This window comes from Variovorax sp. GW821-FHT09D04 (genome assembly GCF_059416405.1).
Window position 1 is genome coordinate 677,198 of sequence record NZ_JBWKPA010000003.1, and the last position, 19,313, is coordinate 696,510.

Sequence of the window (19,313 nt, forward strand, 5' to 3'; positions counted from 1 at the left end):
CCATCTGGGCCCACATGACTGCAGAAGCAGCCACGTTTTGAATTTCAGGAAAGAAGGAGATCATATCAAAAATAATGTCACTTCCAGCAGCTTGTTGGATGAAATCGAAGGAACTGTTCAAGGACATCGCGACGGGCACGGCTTCGTGCAACGCGACGACGGCGAGGCAGACATCTACCTGCCACCGAACGAGATGCGCGCGGTGCTGCACAAGGATCGCGTCAAGGCGCGCATCGTGCGACAGGACCGTCGCGGCCGCCCCGAGGGGCGCGTGGTCGAGATCGTCGAGCGACCCGAGCAGCCGATCATCGGCCGCCTGTTGCACGAAGGCGGGATCTGGCTCGTTGCACCGGAAGACAAGCGCTATGGCCAGGACGTCCTGATCCCGAAGGGCGCCACCGGCCCCGCCAAAGTCGGCCAGGTCGTGGTCGTCCAGCTCACCGAGCCGCCGGCCTTGTTCGGCCAGCCCGTGGGCCGCGTGAGAGAAGTGCTGGGCGAGATCGACGACCCCGGCATGGAAATCGAGATCGCCGTGCGCAAGTACGGCGTGCCGCATGAGTTTTCCGCGGAGTGCCTAGCGCAGGCCAAGGCCCTGCCCGAGAAGGTGCGCCCCGCCGACAAGAAGGGCCGCATCGACCTCACCGACGTGCCGCTGGTCACCATCGACGGCGAAGACGCCCGCGACTTCGACGACGCCGTGTACTGCGAGCCCGCGAAGGTGGGTCGCGGCAAGGGCTGGCGCCTGCTGGTCGCCATCGCCGACGTCAGTGCTTATGTGCAGACCGGCTCGGCCATCGACATCGATGCGTACGACCGCGCCACCAGCGTCTACTTCCCGCGCCGCGTGATTCCGATGCTGCCTGAGAAGCTGTCGAACGGCCTGTGCTCGCTCAACCCCGAGGTCGAGCGCCTGTGCATGGTGTGCGACATGCTGGTTGCCGCCGACGGCGAGATCTACGCCTATCAGTTCTATCCGGCCGTGATGTTCAGTCACGCGCGCTTCACGTACACCGAAGTTGCCGCCATCCTCGGCAACACGCGCGGCCCCGAAGCCGCCAAGCGCAAAGACCGCGTCAAGGACCTGCTGAACCTCGCCGACGTCTACAAGGCGCTGCTCAAGCAGCGCGGCAAGCGCGGCGCGGTCGACTTCGAAACCACCGAGACGCAGATCATCTGCGACGACGCCGGCCGCATCGAGAAGATCGTGCCGCGCACGCGCAACGAGGCGCACCGCCTGATCGAGGAGGCGATGCTCGCTGCCAACGTCTGCAGCGCCGACTTCATCGCCGAAGGCAAGCACCCGGGCCTGTTCCGCGTGCATGAAGGCCCGACGCCGGAAAAGAAGGAAATCCTGCGCGGTTACCTGAAGGCCATGGGTGTCGGCCTGAGCATCACCGACGAGCCACGTCCCGGCGAGTTCCAGGCGATCGCCGAAGCCACCAAGGAGCGCCCTGACGCGCAGCAGATCCACACCATGCTGCTGCGCTCGATGCAGCAGGCCATCTACACGCCGATCAACAGCGGCCACTTCGGCCTGGCCTACGAGGCCTACACGCATTTCACCAGCCCGATCCGTCGCTACCCCGACCTGCTGGTGCATCGCGTGATCAAGGCGATCCTCGGCAAGACGCGCTACCAGCTGCCGATGCTGCCCACGCCTGGCGAGGCGCATGCCAAGCTGGCCAAGCGGCTCGCCTCGCGCGTCAAGGCGCCGACCAACAAGCCGCAGAAGGCGACCGTCGCGCCCAGCAAGGAAGTGCTGGCCTGGGAAGCCGCCGGCCTGCATTGCAGTGCCAACGAGCGCCGCGCCGATGAAGCCAGCCGCGACGTCGAGGCCTGGCTCAAGTGCAAGTACATGCGCGAGCACCTCGGCGAGGAATACGGCGGCGTGGTCACCGCGGCCACCACCTTCGGCATCTTCGTCACGCTCGATGCGATGTACGTCGAGGGCCTGGTCCACATCACCGAACTCGGCGGCGAGTACTTCAAGTTCGACGAGATGCGCCAGGAGTTGCGCGGCGAGCGCACCGGCATCCGCTACGCCATCGGCACGCGGGTGCGGGTGCAGGTGAGCCGCGTCGACCTCGACGGCCGCAAGATCGACTTCCGCCTCGTGCGCGAAGGCGAGGACCTGACCTCGCGTGCCATGAAGGACAAGGGCGGCGCGCCGGTGAAGGCGTCGGCCAAGCGCAGTTCCCGTCACAAGGTGGAGGCTGGTGGCGAGTCGCGATCGGAGCACGGTGGCGGCGGCGCTGCCGCGGTGCCCGCCGGCCCGCAATCGGCCATGCAGGCCTTCAAGTCGGCGGTGAAGAAAGCTGCCAACAAGATGCAGGGCAAGGGGCGCAAGCCCCGCCGAGGATGAGGCGCGCCGTGCACACTACCGGTTTGCTTACCGTGTGTATGGATCAGTTGAAAAGGAGACTTGGAGCATGAGCGTGGAAAACAACAAGGGTCGCATCGCGATCGTCACGGGCGCGGGGTCGGGCATCGGCCGTGCGGCCGCGCTGGCCCTGCTGGCGGACGGCTGGAGCGTGGCCCTTGCAGGGCGCCGCCTCGAGCCGCTGGAGCAGGTGGCGGAAGAATCGGACGCGGGTGCGCGCGCCTTCGCGGTGCCGACCGATGTGGCCAATGCCGACTCCGTGCAGGCACTGTTCGGCGCCACGGTCGAGCGCTTCGGGCGCGTCGACCTGCTGTTCAACAACGCCGGCGTGGGCAACCCGCCGGGACCGTTCGAAGACTGGACGCCCGAGCAGTGGAAGGGCGTGGTGGACATCAACCTCACCGGCATGTTCTTCTGCATCCAGCAGGCCTTCCGCACGATGAAGGCGCAGACGCCGCGAGGCGGCCGCATCATCAACAACGGGTCGATCTCGGCGACCACGCCGCGGCCGAATTCCGCGGCCTACACCTCGACCAAGCACGCGGTCGAAGGGCTGACCAAGACCGCTTCGCTCGACGGCCGCAAGTACGACATCGCGGTGGGGCAGGTGGACGTGGGCAATGCCATGACCGAGCTGGCCGCGCGCATGGCCACCGGCGTGCCGCAGGCCAACGGCGAGCTCGCGATCGAGCCGCTGATCGACGTCAAGATCGTCGGCCAGTCGGTGCTCTACATGGCGAACCTGCCGCTGGAAGCCAACGTGCTCTTCCACACCATCATGGCCACGAAGATGCCCTTCGTCGGGCGCGGCTGAGTCCTGCGCTCAGTCGGGTGCGCGGCGAGCCAGCGGGCCTGCCGTGAGCGGGGCCGCATCGGCCGGCCACAGGTCGGCGATGCGGCCGTGCTGCCAGACGGCTTCGCACGCTGCCTCGAACGCGGGGCGGCGCATCGCGAGCGCCGCCCCGATCATGCCGGCGAGCACATCGCCGGTGCCTGCGGTGGCGAGGCGGGCATTGCCGGTCGGATTGATGACCGGCGGTTCGTCGCCCGCATCGGCCATCACTGTTCCAGACCCCTTGAGCACTGTCACCGCGCCGAAGCGCGATGCCAACGCGCGGGCCGCGGCCAGGCGGTTGGCTTGCACGCCGCCCGTCGTGTCGCCGAGCAGGCGCGCGGCTTCCAACGGATGCGGCGTGAGCACGGTGGGGGCGCCGGCCTGGCCTCGCGCGATCAGTTGCGCCTGAAGTGACGGATCGGCGGCGATGGCGTTGAGCGCGTCGGCGTCGAGCACCAGCGCGGCGGCCGTCGACAGCACGCGCGGCAGCAGTTCGCGCACGGCATCGCCGCCACCGCAGCCGCACACGACCGTCATGCCGGCGAGGTCCAGGGAATGGGCGTCGCGCAGCATCAGCTCGGGCTGCGAGGTGTCGACCGGCGCTGCGCGGGGATCGAGCAATCCGACGAACACGCGTCCCGCGCCCCCATGGAGCGCGGCCGAGCCGGCCAGCAGCGCAGCGCCGGCCATGCCCGACGCGCCGCCGATCACCGCGACGTCGCCGTAGCTGCCTTTGTGCGAGGCGTGGGTGCGCGGCTGGATATCGGGCGCGCCTGCGAGGCGGGCCGTCGCTCGCTCCTGGATGAAAGCGCTGCAACCCAGATCGTCGAACCACACCGTGCCGGCTGCGTCGCGGCCTTGCGCAGTGAACAAGCCGGGTTTCAGCGTGAGGAAGGTGAGGGTGGCGCGGGCCGATGCCGGTGCTTGGTCTGCGTTGGAGGCCAGCGTGCCGGTGTCGGCATCGAGGCCTGAGGGCACGTCGATGCTGAGCACCGGCGAGGCGCTCGCGTGCACCCGCGCAAGCCATTCGGCCATCGTGCCCGAGGGCGGGCGGGTTGATCCGATGCCGAGTAGCGCATCCATCGCCAGCTCGAAACTTGATGGCGGCTTCGAAGCGAAGGTGACGCCCGCATCGCGCGCACGCTGCAGCGACGCCTTGGCATCGGGTGGCAGCCGGCCTTCATCGCCCACGAAGGTGACGACCGGAAAGAGGCCGCGATGACGCAGTTGCGCCGCGGCTTCGAAGCCGTCGCCACCGTTGTTCCCGGGGCCGCAGGCGATCCAGATCGTTCGCGCGTGCGGCGCGAGCGCCATTGCGAGCCGCGCCGCCGCGAGGCCGGCGCGCTGCATCAGTGTGTGAGGGGGGAGGGCGGAGGCTGCTGCCTGCTCGATGCGACGCGTGGCGGCGATGTCGAACAGGTCGGCGGCGCTGGCGGACGTGATGCGATGCATCGAGCCATTGTGCCGCCGACGCCGCGCCTCCTATCATCGACCGATGACGCTCAAGACCTTCGGCTGGTTGCTGCTTCTGCTGCTGGCGTGCCTGGCCGGCTTCGTTGGCGCGGCCGCAGCGATGATCGCCGGCGCGGCCTGGGCGGTCGGCCTGCTGATCGTGGTGTGGGGGCTGTTCCTGCTGGCCGAGGTGTTGCGCCGGGTGCCGCTGCGCGACATCGCGTGGGCCCTGGGCGTGGGTTATGGCATCGGTGTGATCCGGTGGCTCGACGTGCCGGTCGAGGCAGGGTCCGGCACGCAGTGGCTGATGTTGAGCCTGGACCTGCTGGTGCTGGTGTTCTTCGGGCTGATCGCGCCGGCGATCCTGGGGTTGATCGCCCAACGCTGGGCGCCCCGGCCCGAACTGCCGGTGGAAAAACCGGCCACCCCCGAGCAACTGCGCCGCTGGGGTCCTAAAGACTGAGCCGCTCGATCCCCAGGCCTTCGAGGTCGATGCCGGGGTCTTGCCCGCCAATCAGGTCGCCGAGCACGCGCGCGCTGCCGCAAGACAGCGCCCAGCCGCTCGAGCCGTGGCCCAGGTTGAGCCACACGCCGGGAATGCCGCTGGCGCCCAGCACCGGCGGGCCGTCGGGGAGCATCGGCCGGGCGCCCTTCCATTGCTGGATGCCCGATTGCAGCGTGGCTGCGCCCGGAAACCAGTCGTGCAGCACCTTGTAGAGCGTCTGGATCGCGGCCGGGCTCATGGCGTCGGGCGAGCCGCCGATCTCGGCGCTGCCGGCCACGCGCACGCGCTGGCCCAGGCGGGAGATCGCGACCTTGTAGCGTTCGTCCATCACCGCGCTGCGCGGCGCGTTGAGCGGCTCGCGCACCGGGGCGCTGACCGAGTGGCCGTAGACCGGCGCCAGCGGAATGCGCAGTCCCAGCGGGCGCAGCAGCGCGGCGGACGACAGCCCGGCGCACACCACGATGGCGTCGAACTGCAATGCGTCCGAGCCGCTGGCCAGCGTCAGCGAGGTGGGGGCGGCGCGGCTCAGGGGTGCGATGTCGCAGTTGAAGTGGAACTGCGCGCCCAAAGCCTCGGCTTCCCACTTGAGCAGCAGTGCGAACTGGCGGCAGTTCGCGACCTCGTCTTCCGGCAGGTGGATCGCGCCTGCCAGCGGGGTGTCGGGGTTGAGCGCGGGCTCGATCAGGCGGGCCTCGTCGGCGTCGATCTCGCGGAACACGCTGCCGGCCGAGCGCAGCACCTCCAGCCCGGGCTGCACCAGCTTTTTCTCGCGCTTGGAACGCAGCAGCACCAGGTAGCCATCGCTGCGTTCGTAGCTCAGCTCGCGTGCTTCGGTCACCGCGTGCAGCCGGGTGCGGCTGTAGAAAGCCAGCCGCTGCATGCGGGCGCGGTTGGCCAGGTAGGTCTCGAGCTTGCAGGCCTTCTGCCAGCGCGACATCCAGCTGAGGTCGCGCGAACTCAGCGGCCAGCGCAGCTTGATGGCGCCGTGCGAAGACAGCAGCGAGCGCAGCACCTTGCCGCGCATGCCCGGTGCGGCCCACGGCGTGACATAACCCGGCGCGACCACGCCGGCGTTGGCGAAGCTGGCCTCTTCGGCGGCGGCGCCGCGGCGTTCGAACACGCTCACTTCATGGCCGTCGGAAACCAGTTCCCAGGCGGTGGTGACGCCGACGATGCCGGCGCCCACGATCGCGATTTTCATTGAAATGTTCTAGATAAAAGAAGCGGCTGACGCCCGTGAGGCGGGCGGTGACAGCGGTTATTTCTGTAGCGTGCGTTCGGCCTGGAGCGCCACCGCGAGCACGGCGTCGTCGTGCATCGCGCCGTGCCACAGCATCAGGCCGACCGGCAGTTCGCCGGCGACGTGGCAGGGCAGCGAAATGGCGCAGCCGTCGAGCATGTTGACGATCGACGGGTTGCGCAGCAGCAGCGCGTTGACGCGGAAGAATTCGTCGTCGCGCTCGGCCCCCGGTGCCACGCTGGCGATGGACGGTGCCGTGATCGGCACGGTCGGCGACACCACGGCGTCGAACGGTGCCAGCGCCTTCTCGACGCGGGTGATCCAGTCGCGACGGGCGCGGACCAGGTCGATGTACTCGTGTGCCTTCATGCCGGCGCCGCGCAGGATGCGCTGCGCCACGCGCGGGTCGTAGCCGGCGCCGCTGCGCTCCAGCAGCAGCCTGTGCCAGGCGTACGACTCGGCCGCCGAGAAGCCGCCGGTGGCGTTGATGCTCTGCAGGTCGGCCAGCTCGGGCAGCACTATTTCCTGGATATGGGCGCCGGTGGCGCGCAGGGTGGCCAGGGAGCGCTCGAAGGCTGTGGCCACGGTGGGCTCGAGGTCGCCGAGGAAGACGTTCTTCACGACGGCCAGCCGGTAGGCCGACAGCGACGCCGAGCCGGGCGTCACCTGCCGCGCCGAGAGGATTTCGTGCGCGGTGACGGCGTCGCGCACCGAGCGGGTCATGGCGCAGACGGTGTCGAGCGTGGTCGACAGGGGCAGCGCGCCGTCGGCAGGCGTGAGGCGGGCGGTGTTCTTGAAGCCGACGATGCCGTTCAGCGCGGCCGGGATGCGGATCGATCCGCCGGTGTCGGAGCCCAGGCCGATGAAGGCCGCGCCGCTTGCCACCGAAATCGCCGCGCCGGACGACGAGCCGCCCGGAATGCGTGGCGTGGCGGTGTCGCTCGCGTTGGCTGGCGTGCCGTGGTGCGGGTTGACGCCGACGCCGGAAAAGGCGAACTCCGTCATGTTGGTGCGCCCGGTCAGCACGCCGCCGGCGGCGCGCAGCCGGGCCACGGCGAGCGAATCGGCCGGGGCGGCCGGTGCGTGCGAGAGCACCGCCGAGCCGGCGGGTGTCGGCTGGCCGGCGACGTCGAACAGGTCCTTGCTGGTGAAGGCCAGTCCGGCCAGCCGGCTTTCGGGCGCCGATGCGGCGGCGGCCGCGCGGGCCTCGTCGAACATCGTGCGGGTGAAAACGTGGGCGCAGGCCGGGGATTCGGAGAGGGCGATGGCGCGCTCCATTTCGGTGCGCGCATCGGAACCGCCAGCCAGAAGGGTGAGACGGGTGGCGTGAAGGTCGTTCATGGCGTCGAGGGTACCTTGGAACGGCTCGGTTCGAGGGAGGAGGGGGTGGCCGCCGTGCTATACTCTTTGGGTTTCGCTGGTTATGCGACAGTTCTGTCGCCGCCAGTCAAGCACATCCGCAAACCGGCCCAATCAAGGTGTTGCGACCCCGTCGAAGGGGCGCAAAACGGGCTGGATTTTAGACCCAACCTTTGGAGTAAATTCAATGTCGACCACCATGCGCGAAATGCTGGAAGCCGGTGTCCACTTCGGTCACCAAACCCGCTTCTGGAACCCCAAGATGGCTCCGTTCATCTTCGGTCACCGCAACAAGATTCACATCATCAACCTGGAAAAGTCGCTCCCGATGTTCCAGGACGCGATGAAGTACGCCAAGCAACTCACGGCCAACCGCGGCACGATCCTGATGGTCGGCACGAAGCGCCAGGCCCGTGAAATCGTCGCTGCAGAAGCTCGCCGCGCCGGCGTGCCTTTCGTCGACACCCGCTGGCTCGGCGGCATGCTGACCAACTTCAAGACCGTCAAGACCTCGATCAAGCGTCTGAAGGACATGAAGGCCCAGCAAGAAGCCGGCCTCGACAGCCTGAGCAAGAAAGAGCAGCTCACGTTCTCGCGCGAAATCGCGAAGCTCGAGAAGGACATCGGCGGCATCCAGGACATGGCTGCGCTGCCCGACGCCATCTTCGTGATCGACGTGGGCTTCCACAAGATCGCCGTGGCCGAAGCCAAGAAGCTCGGCATCCCGCTGATCGGTGTGGTCGACTCCAACCACTCGCCCGAAGGCATCGACTACGTGATCCCCGGCAACGACGACTCGTCGAAGGCCGTCACGCTGTACGCCCGTGGCATCGCCGACGCCATCATCGAAGGCCGCAACAGCGCCGGTGGTGACGTGGTCAAGGCCGTTGCCGAAGGCAGCGGCGACGAATTCGTCGAAGTCGAAGAAGGCGCTTCGGCCTGATAGGCGCGTTCGCGAGCCTGAAGAAGGGGCTTTGGTGCCCCTTTTTTTTAACCTGATTTTTGGATTTACGGAGATACACAAATGGCTGCAATCACCGCAAGCATGGTCGGCGAACTGCGCGCGAAGACCGATGCGCCCATGATGGAATGCAAGAAGGCCCTGACGGAGGCCGACGGCAACATGGAAAAGGCCGAAGAGCTGCTGCGCATCAAGCTCGGCAACAAGGCTGGCAAGGCATCGGGCCGCATCACCGCTGAAGGCGTGGTCACGGCTTTCGTCGACGGCGCTGCCGGCGGCATGATCGAAATCAACTGCGAAACCGACTTCGTCACCAAGAACGACAGCTTTCTGGCCATGGCCAACGCTGCCGCGATGCTGGTCGCCAAGAACAACCCCGCCGACATCGCCGCACTGGGCGCGCTGGCTTACGAGCAGGACGGCTTCGGCCCCACGCTCGAAGACGTGCGCAAGGGCCTGATCGGCAAGATCGGCGAGAACATGAGCTTCCGCCGCTTCAAGCACTTCACGGGCAACGGCAAGCTGGCTTCGTACCTGCACGGCACGCGCATCGGCGTGATGGTCGAGTTCGAAGGTGACGACACCTCGGCCAAGGACGTCGCGATGCACATCGCCGCCATGAAGCCGGTCGCCATCCAGGCATCGGACGTGCCCGCCGACCTGATCGAAAAAGAACGCGCTGTGGCCGCCGGCAAGGCGGAAGAAGACCGCAAGACGGCCGAAGCCGAAGGCAAGAAGCCGCAGCCGGCCGACATCGTTGCCAAGCGCATCGAAGGCGGCGTGCAGAAGTACCTCAAGGAAGTCTCGCTGCACAACCAGCCGTTCGTGAAGAACGACAAGCAGACCGTCGAGCAGATGCTCAAGGCCGCCGACACCACGATCAAGGGCTTCACTCTGTACGTGGTCGGCGAAGGCATCGAGAAGAAGGTCGACGACTTCGCTGCCGAAGTCGCTGCCCAGGTCGCTGCTGCCAAGGCTGCCGCCTGATCCGGCAGGCCTCCAAGCGGCGGTGCGCGACAGCGTGCCGCCGCTTTTTCACCGCCACGTTTTACACTCGCCCCCGCCAACCCTCTAAGGAAAATGCCCATGTCTGATGCCCGCCCAGCCCACAAGCGAATCTTGTTGAAGCTGTCGGGCGAGGCATTGATGGGCGATGACGCCTTCGGCATCAACCGCGCCACCATCGTGCGCATGGTCGAAGAAGTGGCCGAGGTCGTGAACATGGGCGTCCAGGTGGCGGTCGTGATCGGCGGCGGCAACATCTTCCGCGGCGTCGCGGGAGGCTCCGTCGGCATGGACCGCGCCACGGCCGACTACATGGGCATGCTGGCCACCGTCATGAACTCGCTGGCCCTGGCCGACGCGATGAACAAGCAGGGCCTCGTGGCCCGCGTGATGTCCGCCATCGCCATCGAACAGGTGGTCGAGCCCTATGTGCGCCCCAAGGCCCTGCAGTACCTCGAAGAGGGCAAGGTCGTGGTGTTCGCAGCCGGTACCGGCAACCCCTTCTTCACGACCGACACGGCCGCCGCGCTGCGCGGTGCCGAAATCGGCGCCGAGCTGGTGCTCAAGGCGACCAAGGTGGACGGCGTCTACACCGCCGATCCCAAGACCCACCCCGAAGCCACGCGCTACGCCTCGCTCACCTTCGACGAGGCGATTGCGCAGAATCTCGGCATCATGGACGCCACGGCCTTCGCGCTGTGCCGCGACCAGAAGCTGCCGATCAAGGTGTTCTCGATCTTCAAGAACGGCGCCCTCAAGCGCGTCGTGATGGGCGAGGACGAGGGCACGCTGGTGCATGCCTAGGAGTAATTGAGATGACCATTGCAGACATTCGCAGTGCGACCGACGCGAAGATGAACCAGTCGCTCGCCGCCTTCCAGAACAACCTCACCAAGATCCGCACGGGTCGCGCCAACTCGGCGCTGCTCGACTCGATCCACGTCGAGTACTACGGCTCGCAGGTGCCGCTGAGCCAGGTGGCGAACGTGTCGGTGCTCGACTCGCGCACCATCAGCGTCCAGCCCTGGGAAAAGGGCATGGGCGCCAAGATCGAGAAGGCCATCCGCGAGAGCGACCTGGGCCTGAACCCCGCCTCGATGGGCGATCTGATCCGCGTGCCGCTGCCCGCCATGAGCGAAGAGCGTCGCAAGGAAATGACCAAGCTGGTCCGCAACGAAGGCGAGAGCGCCAAGATCGCGACGCGCAACCTGCGCCGCGACGCGAACGAAGCGGTCAAGAAGCTCGTGAAGGATAAGCTGGCCTCGGAAGACGACCAGAAGCGCGCCGAGACCGAGATCCAGAAGGTCACCGACAAGCACATCGCGGAAATCGACCGTCTGGTCACCGCGAAAGAAGCGGAGATCATGGCCGTTTGAGGCTCCGCATGGCCTCCTCGCCGCAGACGACGCCCCCTCCGCACCACGTTGCCATCGTCATGGATGGCAATGGCCGGTGGGCCACCAAGCGCTTCCTGCCTCGCGTGGCGGGGCACAAGCAGGGCGTGGAGTCGCTGCGGCGCTGCGTCAAGGCCTGCGCCGACCGTGGCGTGGGCGTGCTCACCGTGTTCGCGTTCTCCTCGGAGAACTGGAACCGTCCCCCTGAAGAAGTCTCCGGCCTGATGCAGCTGATGGTCGGGGCGTTGGCGCGCGAAGTGCCGCGCCTCAATGCCGATGGCGTGCGGCTGCATTTCGTGGGCGAACGCGCCGGCCTGTCCGACAAGATGGTGGCCGGCCTGGTGTCGGCCGAGCAAACCACGGCCCACAACTCGCGTCTGGTTCTCAACATCTGCTTCAACTACGGCGGGCGCTGGGACATCGCGCGCGCCGCGGCCAAGCTCGCCGAGCAGGGCCTGCCCATGACCGAGATGAACCTCGATCGCGCCATGGCGCTGGCCCACGTGCCCGACCCCGACCTGTTCATCCGCACGGGTGGCGAGCAGCGGCTGTCGAATTTCCTGCTTTGGCAGAGTGCCTACGCCGAGCTGTTCTTCAGCGACAAGCTGTGGCCCGAGTTCGACGAAGCCGCACTGGACGAGGCCATTGCCGCGTTCCAGGGCCGCGAGCGTCGCTTCGGCCAGACCTCGGCGCAGGTCTCGGCTTCCGCGGCCTGACAACGGCCCGACACCACCTTCCGCATGCTCAAACAACGCATCCTCACGGCGATCGTGCTGCTCGCGATCCTGCTGCCGGCGCTGTTCTATCGAAACCACATTCCCTTCGCCTGCGTGATGCTGGTGCTGATCGGCGCCGCCGCGTGGGAGTGGGGGCGCCTGAACGGCTACGGGCAGGGCATGTCGCTGTTCCTGGGCGCCGAGATGGTGGCGCTGTGCGGGCTGTCGTGGTGGCTGGGGCTGCTGGAGCAGCGCCTGTTCCTCATGTGGGCCCTGGCCAGCGCGGCCTGGGTGCTCGGCGGCGCGGCGCTGCTGCGCGTCGCAGTGCCCGGCTGGCCGCGCATTCCGCGCGGGCTGCGGCTGGTGGGCGGCCTGCTGGCGCTGTGGGTCGCATGGCTCGCGGCGGTGCAGGCGCGCATGGTCGGCATCAACTTCCTGCTGTCGATCCTGGTTCTGGTCTGGGTGGCGGACGTGTTCGCCTATTTCGCCGGCCGCGCCTTCGGCCTGAAGTTCACCCGCGCCAAGCTGGCGCCGGCCATCAGTCCCGGCAAGAGCTGGGAAGGTGTCTGGGGCGGCATGGCCGGCGTCATCGTGCTGGCGTTCGCCTGGGTCTGGGCCGACAAGAGCCTGGGCGCCACGGTGCCCAGCCTCTACACCCGCCTGCATGAGCGCGGCTGGTGGCTGCTGTTGATCGGGGCGGTGTTCCTGGCGGCAATGAGCGTCGTCGGCGACCTCGTCGAATCGCTGATCAAGCGCAGCGCCGGCGCCAAGGACAGCAGCCGGCTGCTGCCCGGCCACGGCGGCGTGCTCGACCGCGTGGATGCCCTCTTGCCGGCACTTCCCATTGCCATGATGCTGGCTTTCCTGTGAACACTCTCAAACAACGTGTCACGGTGCTCGGCTCGACCGGTTCGGTCGGTGTCAGCACGCTCGACGTCATCGCCCGTCACCCCGAGCGCTTCGAGGTGTTTGCGCTCTCGGCGGCCACCAAGGTCGACGAGCTGCTGGCCCAATGCGCGCGCTTTTCGCCGCGCTTCGCCGTCATGGTGAGTGCGCCGCATGCCGCGCTGCTGGCTGAAAAGCTCAAGCAGAACAATCTGCCGACCCGCGTCCTGATGGGCGACGATGCTCTCGAAAGAATAGCGTCGGACGACGAAGTCGATGCCGTGATGGCCGCCATCGTCGGTGCTGCCGGCCTGGCGCCGTGCTTGGCCGCCGCGCGCGCCGGCAAGCGTCTGCTGCTGGCCAACAAGGAAGCCCTGGTCGTCGGCGGCGAACTGTTCATGCGCACGGTGCAGGAGGGCGGCGCCACGCTGTTGCCCATCGACAGCGAGCATTCGGCCATCTTCCAGTCGCTGCCCGAAGACCCGTCCACCTGGGCGCGGCGCATCGACAAGATCATCCTGACCGCCTCGGGCGGCCCGTTCCGCACCCGGGCACCCGACACGCTGGGCGCCGTGACGCCCGAGCAGGCCTGTGCGCACCCGAACTGGGTCATGGGCCGCAAGATCTCGGTCGACTCGGCCACGATGATGAACAAGGCGCTCGAGGTAATCGAGGCGCGCCACCTGTTCGGCGTGTCGCCGGAGCAGATCGAGGTCGTCATCCACCCGCAGAGCGTGGTCCATTCGATGGTGCAGTTCACCGACGCCTCGGTCATCGCCCAGCTCGGCACGCCCGACATGCGGGTGCCGATCGCGGTCGGGCTGGCTTGGCCGGAGCGCGTCGAGAGCGGGGCGGCACGGCTCGATTTCCGCCAGATGGGCTCGCTGACGTTCGACGCGCCCGATCCTGCGCTGTTCCCCGGCCTGGGCCTGGCATGGCAGGCCTTGCGCGCTGCGTCGGGCACCACGGCGGTGCTGAACGCGGCCAACGAGGTGGCGGTGGCCGCCTTTCTCGACCGGCGCCTGCGTTTCGATCGCATTCATGCGGTCAATCTGGAAACTTTGGAGGCGGTCATGCCCTCCAAGCCGGCATCGCTGGCCGACCTGCTGGCGCTCGACGCCAGCGCCCGCGAGGCGGCCAATGCCGCCGCGGCACGTTTCGCGGCCTGATTTCCTAATGCGCAGAGGACCCCGATGCTCACCGTCATAGCTTTTGTGGTCGCTCTCGGCGTCCTCATCGCGGTCCACGAATACGGCCACTACCGCGTGGCCGTGGCCTGCGGCGTCAAGGTGGAGCGCTTCTCGGTCGGCTTTGGCAGGGCCCTCCTGCGCTGGCAGCCCAAGCGCCAGCATCCGGGGCAGCAGACCGAGTTCGTGATCGGCGCCTTTCCCTTCGGCGGCTACGTCAAGATGCTCGACGAGCGCGAAGGCCCCGTGGCGCCCGAGGAGCGGCACCGCGCCTTCAACACCCAGCCGCTGCGCTCGCGCGCGGCCATCGTGGCCGCCGGCCCGATCGCCAACCTGCTGCTGGCGGTCGTTCTGTACACGGCGGTCAACTGGATCGGCGTCGACGAGCCCGTGGCCAAGCTGGCCCGGCCGGTGGCGGCGTCGCTGGCCGAGGCGGCTGGCCTGCGCGGCGGCGAACACATCACCCAGGCCGGTTTCGACGGCGACCTGTCACCGGTCCAGTCCTTCGAAGACCTGCGCTGGCGCATGACGCGCGGCGCGCTCGACGGCCGCGACCTCACGCTCGAAGTGGCAGGTGAGGGCGGTCGCCCCGGCCGCCAACTGGTCCTGCCGCTGAGCCGCATGGAGGCCAAGGACGCCGATCCGCAGATGTTCCGCAAGATCGGCGTGGTCGCACCGCTGACCCGTCCCGAGATCGGCGAGGTCATGGCGGGCAGCGCGGCCGAGCGTTCGGGCCTGCGCAACGGCGACCTGGTCCTGACCGTCGGCGACACCCCCATCCTCGACGGGCAGCAGCTGCGCGAAGTCATCCGGGCCTCCGTCGATGCCACCGGGCAGGCGCGCACGCAGACCTGGCAACTCCAGCGCGGCGGCCAGCCGCTCTCGCTCGAAGTCAAGCCGGAAGTGCGCGAAGAGGGTGCCGTCAAGGTCGCGCGCATCGGCGCCTACGTCGGCGCGCCGCCCGAGATGGTCACGGTGCGCCAGGGCGTGATCGACGGCGTCTGGCGCGGCGTGGTGCGCACCTGGGAGGTGTCTGCGCTGACGGTTCGCATGATGGGCAAGATGCTGATCGGCGAAGCCTCGATCAAGAACCTGAGCGGTCCCTTAACAATTGCTGATTACGCCGGCAAGTCCGCCAGCCTCGGTCTGACGCAGTACCTGGTCTTTCTCGCGCTCATCAGCGTGAGCCTCGGGGTGCTCAACCTGATGCCGCTGCCGGTCCTCGATGGGGGGCACCTGATGTATTATCTTTGGGAGGGCCTGACCGGGAAAAGCGTCTCCGACGCCTGGATGGAACGGCTGCAGCGTGGCGGTGTCGCCTTGCTGCTGGTGATGATGTCGGTCGCACTCTTCAACGACGTCACGCGGCTCTTTGGTTAACTTTCTGCCGGCCCTTTCCGTGCCGGCCCAATTCACAGATGAACACAAACTTCAGTCGCTTTCGCCTGCGTAGCGTTGCCGCGGTGGTGGCCAGCACGCTGGCGGCCACGGCCGCTTGGGCCGTCGAGCCTTTCACGGTGCGCGATATCCGCGTCGAAGGCTTGCAACGCGTCGAGGCCGGCACGATCTTCGGGTCGCTGCCCCTGCGTGTGGGCGACACCTACAGCGACGAACGCGGCTCGGCCGCGATCCGCGCGCTGTTCGACCTGGGGTTGTTCAAGGACGTGCGTATCGACGTCAACGGCAACGTGCTGGTGGTGATCGTCGAAGAGCGGCCCACCATCGCCGACGTCGACTTCGTCGGCGCCAAGGAATTCGACAAGGCGGCGCTGCAGAAGGCGCTGCGTGAAATCGGACTGGCCGACGGCCGCCCGTACGACAAGGCGCTGGCCGACCGCGCCGAGCAGGAGCTCAAGCGCCAATACGTGAGCCGCAGCCTGTACAACGCGAACGTCGTGACCACCGTCACGCCCATCGAGCGCAACCGCGTGAACCTGACGTTCACCGTGACCGAAGGCGAGTCCGCCCGCATCCGCGAAGTGCACGTGGTCGGCAACAAGGCCTTCAGCGAATCGACGCTGCTGAGCCTGTTCGACCAGGACAGCGGCGGCTTCATGAGCTGGTACACCAAGTCGAACCAGTACTCGCGCGCCAAGCTCAACGCCGACCTCGAGACACTGAAGAGCTACTACATCACCCGCGGCTACCTCGAGTTCCGCATCGATTCGACCCAGGTCGCCATTTCGCCGGACCGCAAGGACCTGAGCGTCACGGTGAACATCACCGAAGGCGAGAAGTTCGTGGTGGCGGGCATCAAGCTCGACGGCAACTACCTGGGCCGCGACGACGAGTTCAAGTCGCTCATCACGATCAAGCCCGGCGAGCCCTACAACGGCGAGCAGGTCACCGAGACCACCAAGGCCTTCAGCGACTACTTCGGCACCTTCGGCTACGCCTTCGCCCGCGTGCAGGCGCGTCCGGACATCGACCGCGTGAACAACCGCGTCACTCTCACGCTGCAGGCCGAGCCCTCGCGCCGCGTGTACGTGCGCCGCGTGTCGGTCGGCGGCAACAACAAGACACGCGACGAAGTGATCCGCCGCGAGTTCCGCCAGTTCGAAGCCTCGTGGTACGACGGCGACAAGATCAAGGTCTCGCGCGACCGCGTGGACCGCCTGGGCTTCTTCACCGAAGTGAACGTCGAGACCCAGGAAGTGCCCGGCTCGCCCGACCAGGTCGACCTGACCGTCAACGTGGCTGAAAAGCCCACCGGCACGCTGCAGTTGGGCGCCGGCTACTCGAGCGCGGAAAAGGTCGCGCTGACCTTCGGCATCTCGCAGGAGAACGTGTTCGGCTCGGGCAACTTCCTGGGCGTGCAGGTCAACACCAGCAAGTACAACCGCACGCTGTCGCTGACCACCACCGACCCGTACTTCACCAAGGACGGCATCTCGCGCACGATCAGCGTCTACCACACGACGACGCGCCCGTACTCCACGAACGAAGACGGCGACTACAAGCTGGTGAACCAGGGCGCCTCGATCCGTTTCGGCGTGCCGTTCAGCGAACTCGACACCGTCTTCTTCGGCGTCGGCCTGGAGCGCTACGCGTTCGACCCGAACCGCTCGGCGCTCGCCGGCCTCACCACGCCGCAGTCGTACCTGAACTACTTCCACTGCGGCAAGGACGCGACCGGCTGGTTCGTCACCAGCTGCGACCAGAAGAGTGTCTGGGGCATCCCGCTGACCGTGGGCTGGGGCCGCGACAGCCGCGACAGCGCGCTGGTCCCGACCACCGGCCGCCTGCAGCGCGCCAACCTCGAGTTGGGCGTGGGCGGGGACATGAAGTACCTGAAGACCAGCTACCAGTACCAGCAGTTCTTCGCGATCAACAAGCAGTACACCTTCGCCATCAACGGCGAAGTAGGCTATGCCAAGGCCTTCGGTGGCAAGGTCTACCCGATCTTCAAGAACTTCTACGCCGGTGGCCTGGGTTCGATCCGCGGTTTCGAGCAGAACTCGCTGGGCCCGCGCGACCAGCCGCTGCTCGGCCAGACCGAAGGCGCGGCACTGGGCGGTACCAAGAAGGCTATCTTCAACGCCGAGCTGAGCACGCCGTTCCCCGGCGCCGGCAACGACCGCACGCTGCGCCTGTACGGCTTCTTCGACGTCGGTAACGTGTTCGGCTCCCGTGCACCCAACGTGACGGACGAGCAATGGAAGGCCCAGAAGAAGCTGCGCGCCTCGGTCGGCCTGGGCATCAGCTGGATCTCGCCGCTGGGCCCGCTGCGCCTGGCCTACGCCTTCCCCGTCAAATCCCAGAAGGAAGTGACGGATCCGAGCACCGGGTTCGTCGTGATCCCGAAGGATAGAATTCAGCGCCTCCAATTCCAGATCGGAACGTCTTTCTAAATGAAGCATTTGATTCGCGCTGCCGCCGGCGCGTTCCTGATTCCCGCTTTTGCCCTCATGGCTGCGCCCGCGCAGGCCCAGGAAAGCTTTCGCATCGGTTTCGTGAACCCCGACCGTGTGCTGCGCGAAGCGCAGCCGGCCAAGACCGCGCAAGCCAAGCTCGAGGCTGAATTCCTCAAGCGCGAAAAGGACCTGACCGTGCAGGGCGATGCGCTGAAGACGGCCTCGGAGAAGTTCGAGCGCGAGGCACCGACCCTGTCGGAAAGCCAGCGCGTCTCGCGCCAGCGTTCGCTGGTCGACCAGGACCGCGACTTCCAGCGCAAGCGCCGCGAGTTCCAGGAAGACCTGAACGCGCGCAAGAACGAAGAGCTCCAGCAGGTCTACGAGCGCGCCAACCGCGTGGTCAAGCAGGTCGCCGAAGCCGAAAAGTACGACGCCATCCTCCAGGAAGCGATCTACATCAACCCGAAGCACGACATCACCGACAAGGTGATCAAGGCGCTCAACGCGTCGGTCGGCTCCTCTGCGCCTGCGGCCGGCAAGTAACGCCGCGAACCGGCGTGTCGCTGCAGCTCGGAGCCATCGTTGACGCCCTCGGGGGCGAGCTTCATGGAGATGCCACGCTGTCCATCGAGCGGCTCGCGCCGCTTCAGAATGCACAGCCCGATGCGCTCAGCTTCCTGAGCCATCCCAAATACCAGCAGGAACTGGCCGCCTCCAAGGCGGCCTGTGTCATCGTGTCGCCCGCCATGCGCGAGGCCGCCGCGGCGCGTGGCGCCTACATCGTCACGCCCGATCCGTACTACTACTTTGCGCGCCTGACGCAGCTGTGGAAAGCGCACCATGCGCGCCCGGAAGCCGATCGCATCCATCCTTCCGCCGTGATCCATCCCGAAGCTCAGGTCGACGCCACCGCGCGCATCGGCGCGCTGTGCGTGGTGGAGCGGGGCGCGCGCATCGGTGCGGGCACCGTGCTGAAGTCGCGCGTCACGGTCAGCGAAGACTGCACCATCGGCGAACGCTGCCTGCTGCACCCCGGTGTGGTGATCGGGGCCGACGGCTTCGGCCTCGCGCCGCACCAGGGCGCCTGGGTCAAGATCGAGCAGCTGGGCGCGGTGCGCATCGGCAACGACGTCGAGATCGGCGCCAACACCTGCATCGACCGCGGCGCGCTCGACGACACCGTGATCGAAGACGGCGTGAAGCTCGACAACCTGATCCAGATCGGCCACAACGTGCGCGTCGGCAAGCACACCGCCATGGCGGGCTGCGTCGGCGTGGCCGGCAGCGCCACCATCGGCGCCCACTGCACCTTCGGCGGCGGCGCCATCGTGCTGGGCCACCTCACGGTGGCCGACGGCGTGCATGTGTCGGCGGCGACCGTGGTGACACGCTCCATCCGCAAGGCCGGCCAGTACACCGGCATGTTTCCGATCGATGACAATGCGAACTGGGAAAAGAATGCGGCAACGCTCAAGCAGTTGCACAGCCTGCGCGAACGACTGAAGGCGCTGGAAAAAGCCCCCTCGAAACAATGACGACG

The 19,313-nt window shown here is 67.3% G+C and carries 17 protein-coding genes; 14 read left to right on the forward strand and 3 right to left on the reverse strand.

Annotated features, from left to right (window positions below):
- Nucleotides 1–91: 91 nt before the first annotated feature.
- Both rnr and AC07O4_RS13490 read left to right on the forward strand, forming a co-directional pair.
- A complete protein-coding gene (gene rnr, locus AC07O4_RS13485; protein ID WP_495304788.1) occupies nucleotides 92–2,362 on the forward strand; it encodes a ribonuclease R in 2,271 nt (756 codons plus the stop codon).
- 67 nt (nucleotides 2,363–2,429) lie between these two features.
- Nucleotides 2,430–3,194, forward strand: coding sequence for an SDR family oxidoreductase (locus tag AC07O4_RS13490; RefSeq protein ID WP_495304789.1), 765 nt, complete (start codon nucleotides 2,430–2,432; stop codon nucleotides 3,192–3,194).
- 9 nt (nucleotides 3,195–3,203) lie between these two features.
- On the opposite strand, the gene AC07O4_RS13495 is transcribed toward AC07O4_RS13490, so the two are convergent.
- Nucleotides 3,204–4,667, reverse strand: a complete 1,464-nt coding sequence (locus AC07O4_RS13495) for an NAD(P)H-hydrate dehydratase (protein WP_495304790.1) — start codon at nucleotides 4,665–4,667, stop codon at nucleotides 3,204–3,206.
- Nucleotides 4,668–4,710: 43 nt separating this feature from the next.
- Between AC07O4_RS13495 and AC07O4_RS13500 the strand changes: the two genes are divergently transcribed.
- Complete coding sequence (locus AC07O4_RS13500) at nucleotides 4,711–5,130, forward strand: hypothetical protein (protein ID WP_139704631.1); 420 nt, start codon at nucleotides 4,711–4,713, stop codon at nucleotides 5,128–5,130.
- On the opposite strand, the gene AC07O4_RS13505 is transcribed toward AC07O4_RS13500, so the two are convergent.
- Nucleotides 5,120–6,373, reverse strand: a complete 1,254-nt coding sequence (locus AC07O4_RS13505; protein ID WP_492741158.1) for a D-amino acid dehydrogenase — start codon at nucleotides 6,371–6,373, stop codon at nucleotides 5,120–5,122. The genes AC07O4_RS13500 and AC07O4_RS13505 overlap by 11 nt on opposite strands.
- 57 nt (nucleotides 6,374–6,430) lie before the next feature.
- The gene (locus tag AC07O4_RS13510; RefSeq protein ID WP_495304791.1) at nucleotides 6,431–7,753 is read right to left on the reverse strand and encodes an amidase; all 1,323 of its coding nucleotides are present in this window, start codon (nucleotides 7,751–7,753) and stop codon (nucleotides 6,431–6,433) included.
- A gap of 205 nt (nucleotides 7,754–7,958) precedes the next feature.
- Here AC07O4_RS13510 and rpsB point away from each other — a divergent pair, with 205 nt between their 5' ends.
- The 11 genes from rpsB to lpxD all read left to right on the forward strand — a co-directional run bounded on the left by rpsB (nucleotide 7,959) and on the right by lpxD (nucleotide 19,308).
- Entirely contained in the window at nucleotides 7,959–8,714 is a 756-nt protein-coding gene (rpsB, locus tag AC07O4_RS13515; protein WP_062471618.1) for a 30S ribosomal protein S2, read from the forward strand.
- An 81-nt stretch (nucleotides 8,715–8,795) separates the two neighbouring features.
- Nucleotides 8,796–9,719, forward strand: a complete 924-nt coding sequence (gene tsf / locus AC07O4_RS13520; RefSeq protein WP_369632686.1) for a translation elongation factor Ts — start codon at nucleotides 8,796–8,798, stop codon at nucleotides 9,717–9,719.
- Between the two features lie 99 nt (nucleotides 9,720–9,818).
- Nucleotides 9,819–10,541 carry a UMP kinase gene (gene pyrH / locus AC07O4_RS13525; protein WP_095947731.1) on the forward strand — a complete coding sequence of 241 codons (723 nt, stop codon included), beginning with the start codon at nucleotides 9,819–9,821 and terminating at the stop codon, nucleotides 10,539–10,541.
- Between the two features lie 11 nt (nucleotides 10,542–10,552).
- Nucleotides 10,553–11,113, forward strand: coding sequence for a ribosome recycling factor (gene frr / locus AC07O4_RS13530; RefSeq protein ID WP_495304792.1), 561 nt, complete (start codon nucleotides 10,553–10,555; stop codon nucleotides 11,111–11,113).
- Between the two features lie 8 nt (nucleotides 11,114–11,121).
- Nucleotides 11,122–11,847 (forward strand): polyprenyl diphosphate synthase, encoded by a 726-nt coding sequence (uppS, locus tag AC07O4_RS13535; protein ID WP_307583498.1) that lies wholly within the window; start codon nucleotides 11,122–11,124, stop codon nucleotides 11,845–11,847.
- 24 nt (nucleotides 11,848–11,871) lie between these two features.
- Entirely contained in the window at nucleotides 11,872–12,717 is an 846-nt protein-coding gene (locus tag AC07O4_RS13540) for a phosphatidate cytidylyltransferase (RefSeq protein WP_095745189.1), read from the forward strand.
- Complete coding sequence (gene ispC, locus AC07O4_RS13545; protein WP_495304793.1) at nucleotides 12,714–13,901, forward strand: 1-deoxy-D-xylulose-5-phosphate reductoisomerase; 1,188 nt, start codon at nucleotides 12,714–12,716, stop codon at nucleotides 13,899–13,901. The genes AC07O4_RS13540 and ispC overlap by 4 nt, the downstream gene beginning before the upstream one ends.
- Nucleotides 13,902–13,925: 24 nt before the next feature.
- The gene (gene rseP / locus AC07O4_RS13550) at nucleotides 13,926–15,299 is read left to right on the forward strand and encodes an RIP metalloprotease RseP (RefSeq protein ID WP_495304794.1); all 1,374 of its coding nucleotides are present in this window, start codon (nucleotides 13,926–13,928) and stop codon (nucleotides 15,297–15,299) included.
- A 38-nt stretch (nucleotides 15,300–15,337) separates the two neighbouring features.
- Nucleotides 15,338–17,770 carry an outer membrane protein assembly factor BamA gene (gene bamA / locus AC07O4_RS13555; RefSeq protein ID WP_062471595.1) on the forward strand — a complete coding sequence of 811 codons (2,433 nt, stop codon included), beginning with the start codon at nucleotides 15,338–15,340 and terminating at the stop codon, nucleotides 17,768–17,770.
- The gene (locus tag AC07O4_RS13560; protein WP_070060531.1) at nucleotides 17,771–18,316 is read left to right on the forward strand and encodes an OmpH/Skp family outer membrane protein; all 546 of its coding nucleotides are present in this window, start codon (nucleotides 17,771–17,773) and stop codon (nucleotides 18,314–18,316) included.
- A 14-nt stretch (nucleotides 18,317–18,330) separates the two neighbouring features.
- A complete protein-coding gene (lpxD, locus tag AC07O4_RS13565) occupies nucleotides 18,331–19,308 on the forward strand; it encodes a UDP-3-O-(3-hydroxymyristoyl)glucosamine N-acyltransferase (protein ID WP_495267249.1) in 978 nt (325 codons plus the stop codon).
- Nucleotides 19,309–19,313 lie beyond the last annotated feature (5 nt).

Excerpts from the sequence above, each read along its gene's own strand:
- AC07O4_RS13490 (WP_495304789.1), top strand. The coding sequence starts at position 2,430 with ATGAGCGTGGAAAACAACAAGGGTCGCATCGCGATCGTCACGGGCGCG.
- AC07O4_RS13495 (WP_495304790.1), bottom strand. The coding sequence starts at position 4,667 with ATGCATCGCATCACGTCCGCCAGCGCCGCCGACCTGTTCGACATCGCC.
- AC07O4_RS13500 (WP_139704631.1), top strand. The coding sequence starts at position 4,711 with ATGACGCTCAAGACCTTCGGCTGGTTGCTGCTTCTGCTGCTGGCGTGC.
- AC07O4_RS13505 (WP_492741158.1), bottom strand. The coding sequence starts at position 6,373 with ATGAAAATCGCGATCGTGGGCGCCGGCATCGTCGGCGTCACCACCGCC.
- AC07O4_RS13510 (WP_495304791.1), bottom strand. The coding sequence starts at position 7,753 with ATGAACGACCTTCACGCCACCCGTCTCACCCTTCTGGCTGGCGGTTCC.
- rpsB (WP_062471618.1), top strand. The coding sequence starts at position 7,959 with ATGTCGACCACCATGCGCGAAATGCTGGAAGCCGGTGTCCACTTCGGT.
- tsf (WP_369632686.1), top strand. The coding sequence starts at position 8,796 with ATGGCTGCAATCACCGCAAGCATGGTCGGCGAACTGCGCGCGAAGACC.
- pyrH (WP_095947731.1), top strand. The coding sequence starts at position 9,819 with ATGTCTGATGCCCGCCCAGCCCACAAGCGAATCTTGTTGAAGCTGTCG.
- frr (WP_495304792.1), top strand. The coding sequence starts at position 10,553 with ATGACCATTGCAGACATTCGCAGTGCGACCGACGCGAAGATGAACCAG.
- uppS (WP_307583498.1), top strand. The coding sequence starts at position 11,122 with ATGGCCTCCTCGCCGCAGACGACGCCCCCTCCGCACCACGTTGCCATC.
- AC07O4_RS13540 (WP_095745189.1), top strand. The coding sequence starts at position 11,872 with ATGCTCAAACAACGCATCCTCACGGCGATCGTGCTGCTCGCGATCCTG.
- rseP (WP_495304794.1), top strand. The coding sequence starts at position 13,926 with ATGCTCACCGTCATAGCTTTTGTGGTCGCTCTCGGCGTCCTCATCGCG.
- bamA (WP_062471595.1), top strand. The coding sequence starts at position 15,338 with ATGAACACAAACTTCAGTCGCTTTCGCCTGCGTAGCGTTGCCGCGGTG.
- AC07O4_RS13560 (WP_070060531.1), top strand. The coding sequence starts at position 17,771 with ATGAAGCATTTGATTCGCGCTGCCGCCGGCGCGTTCCTGATTCCCGCT.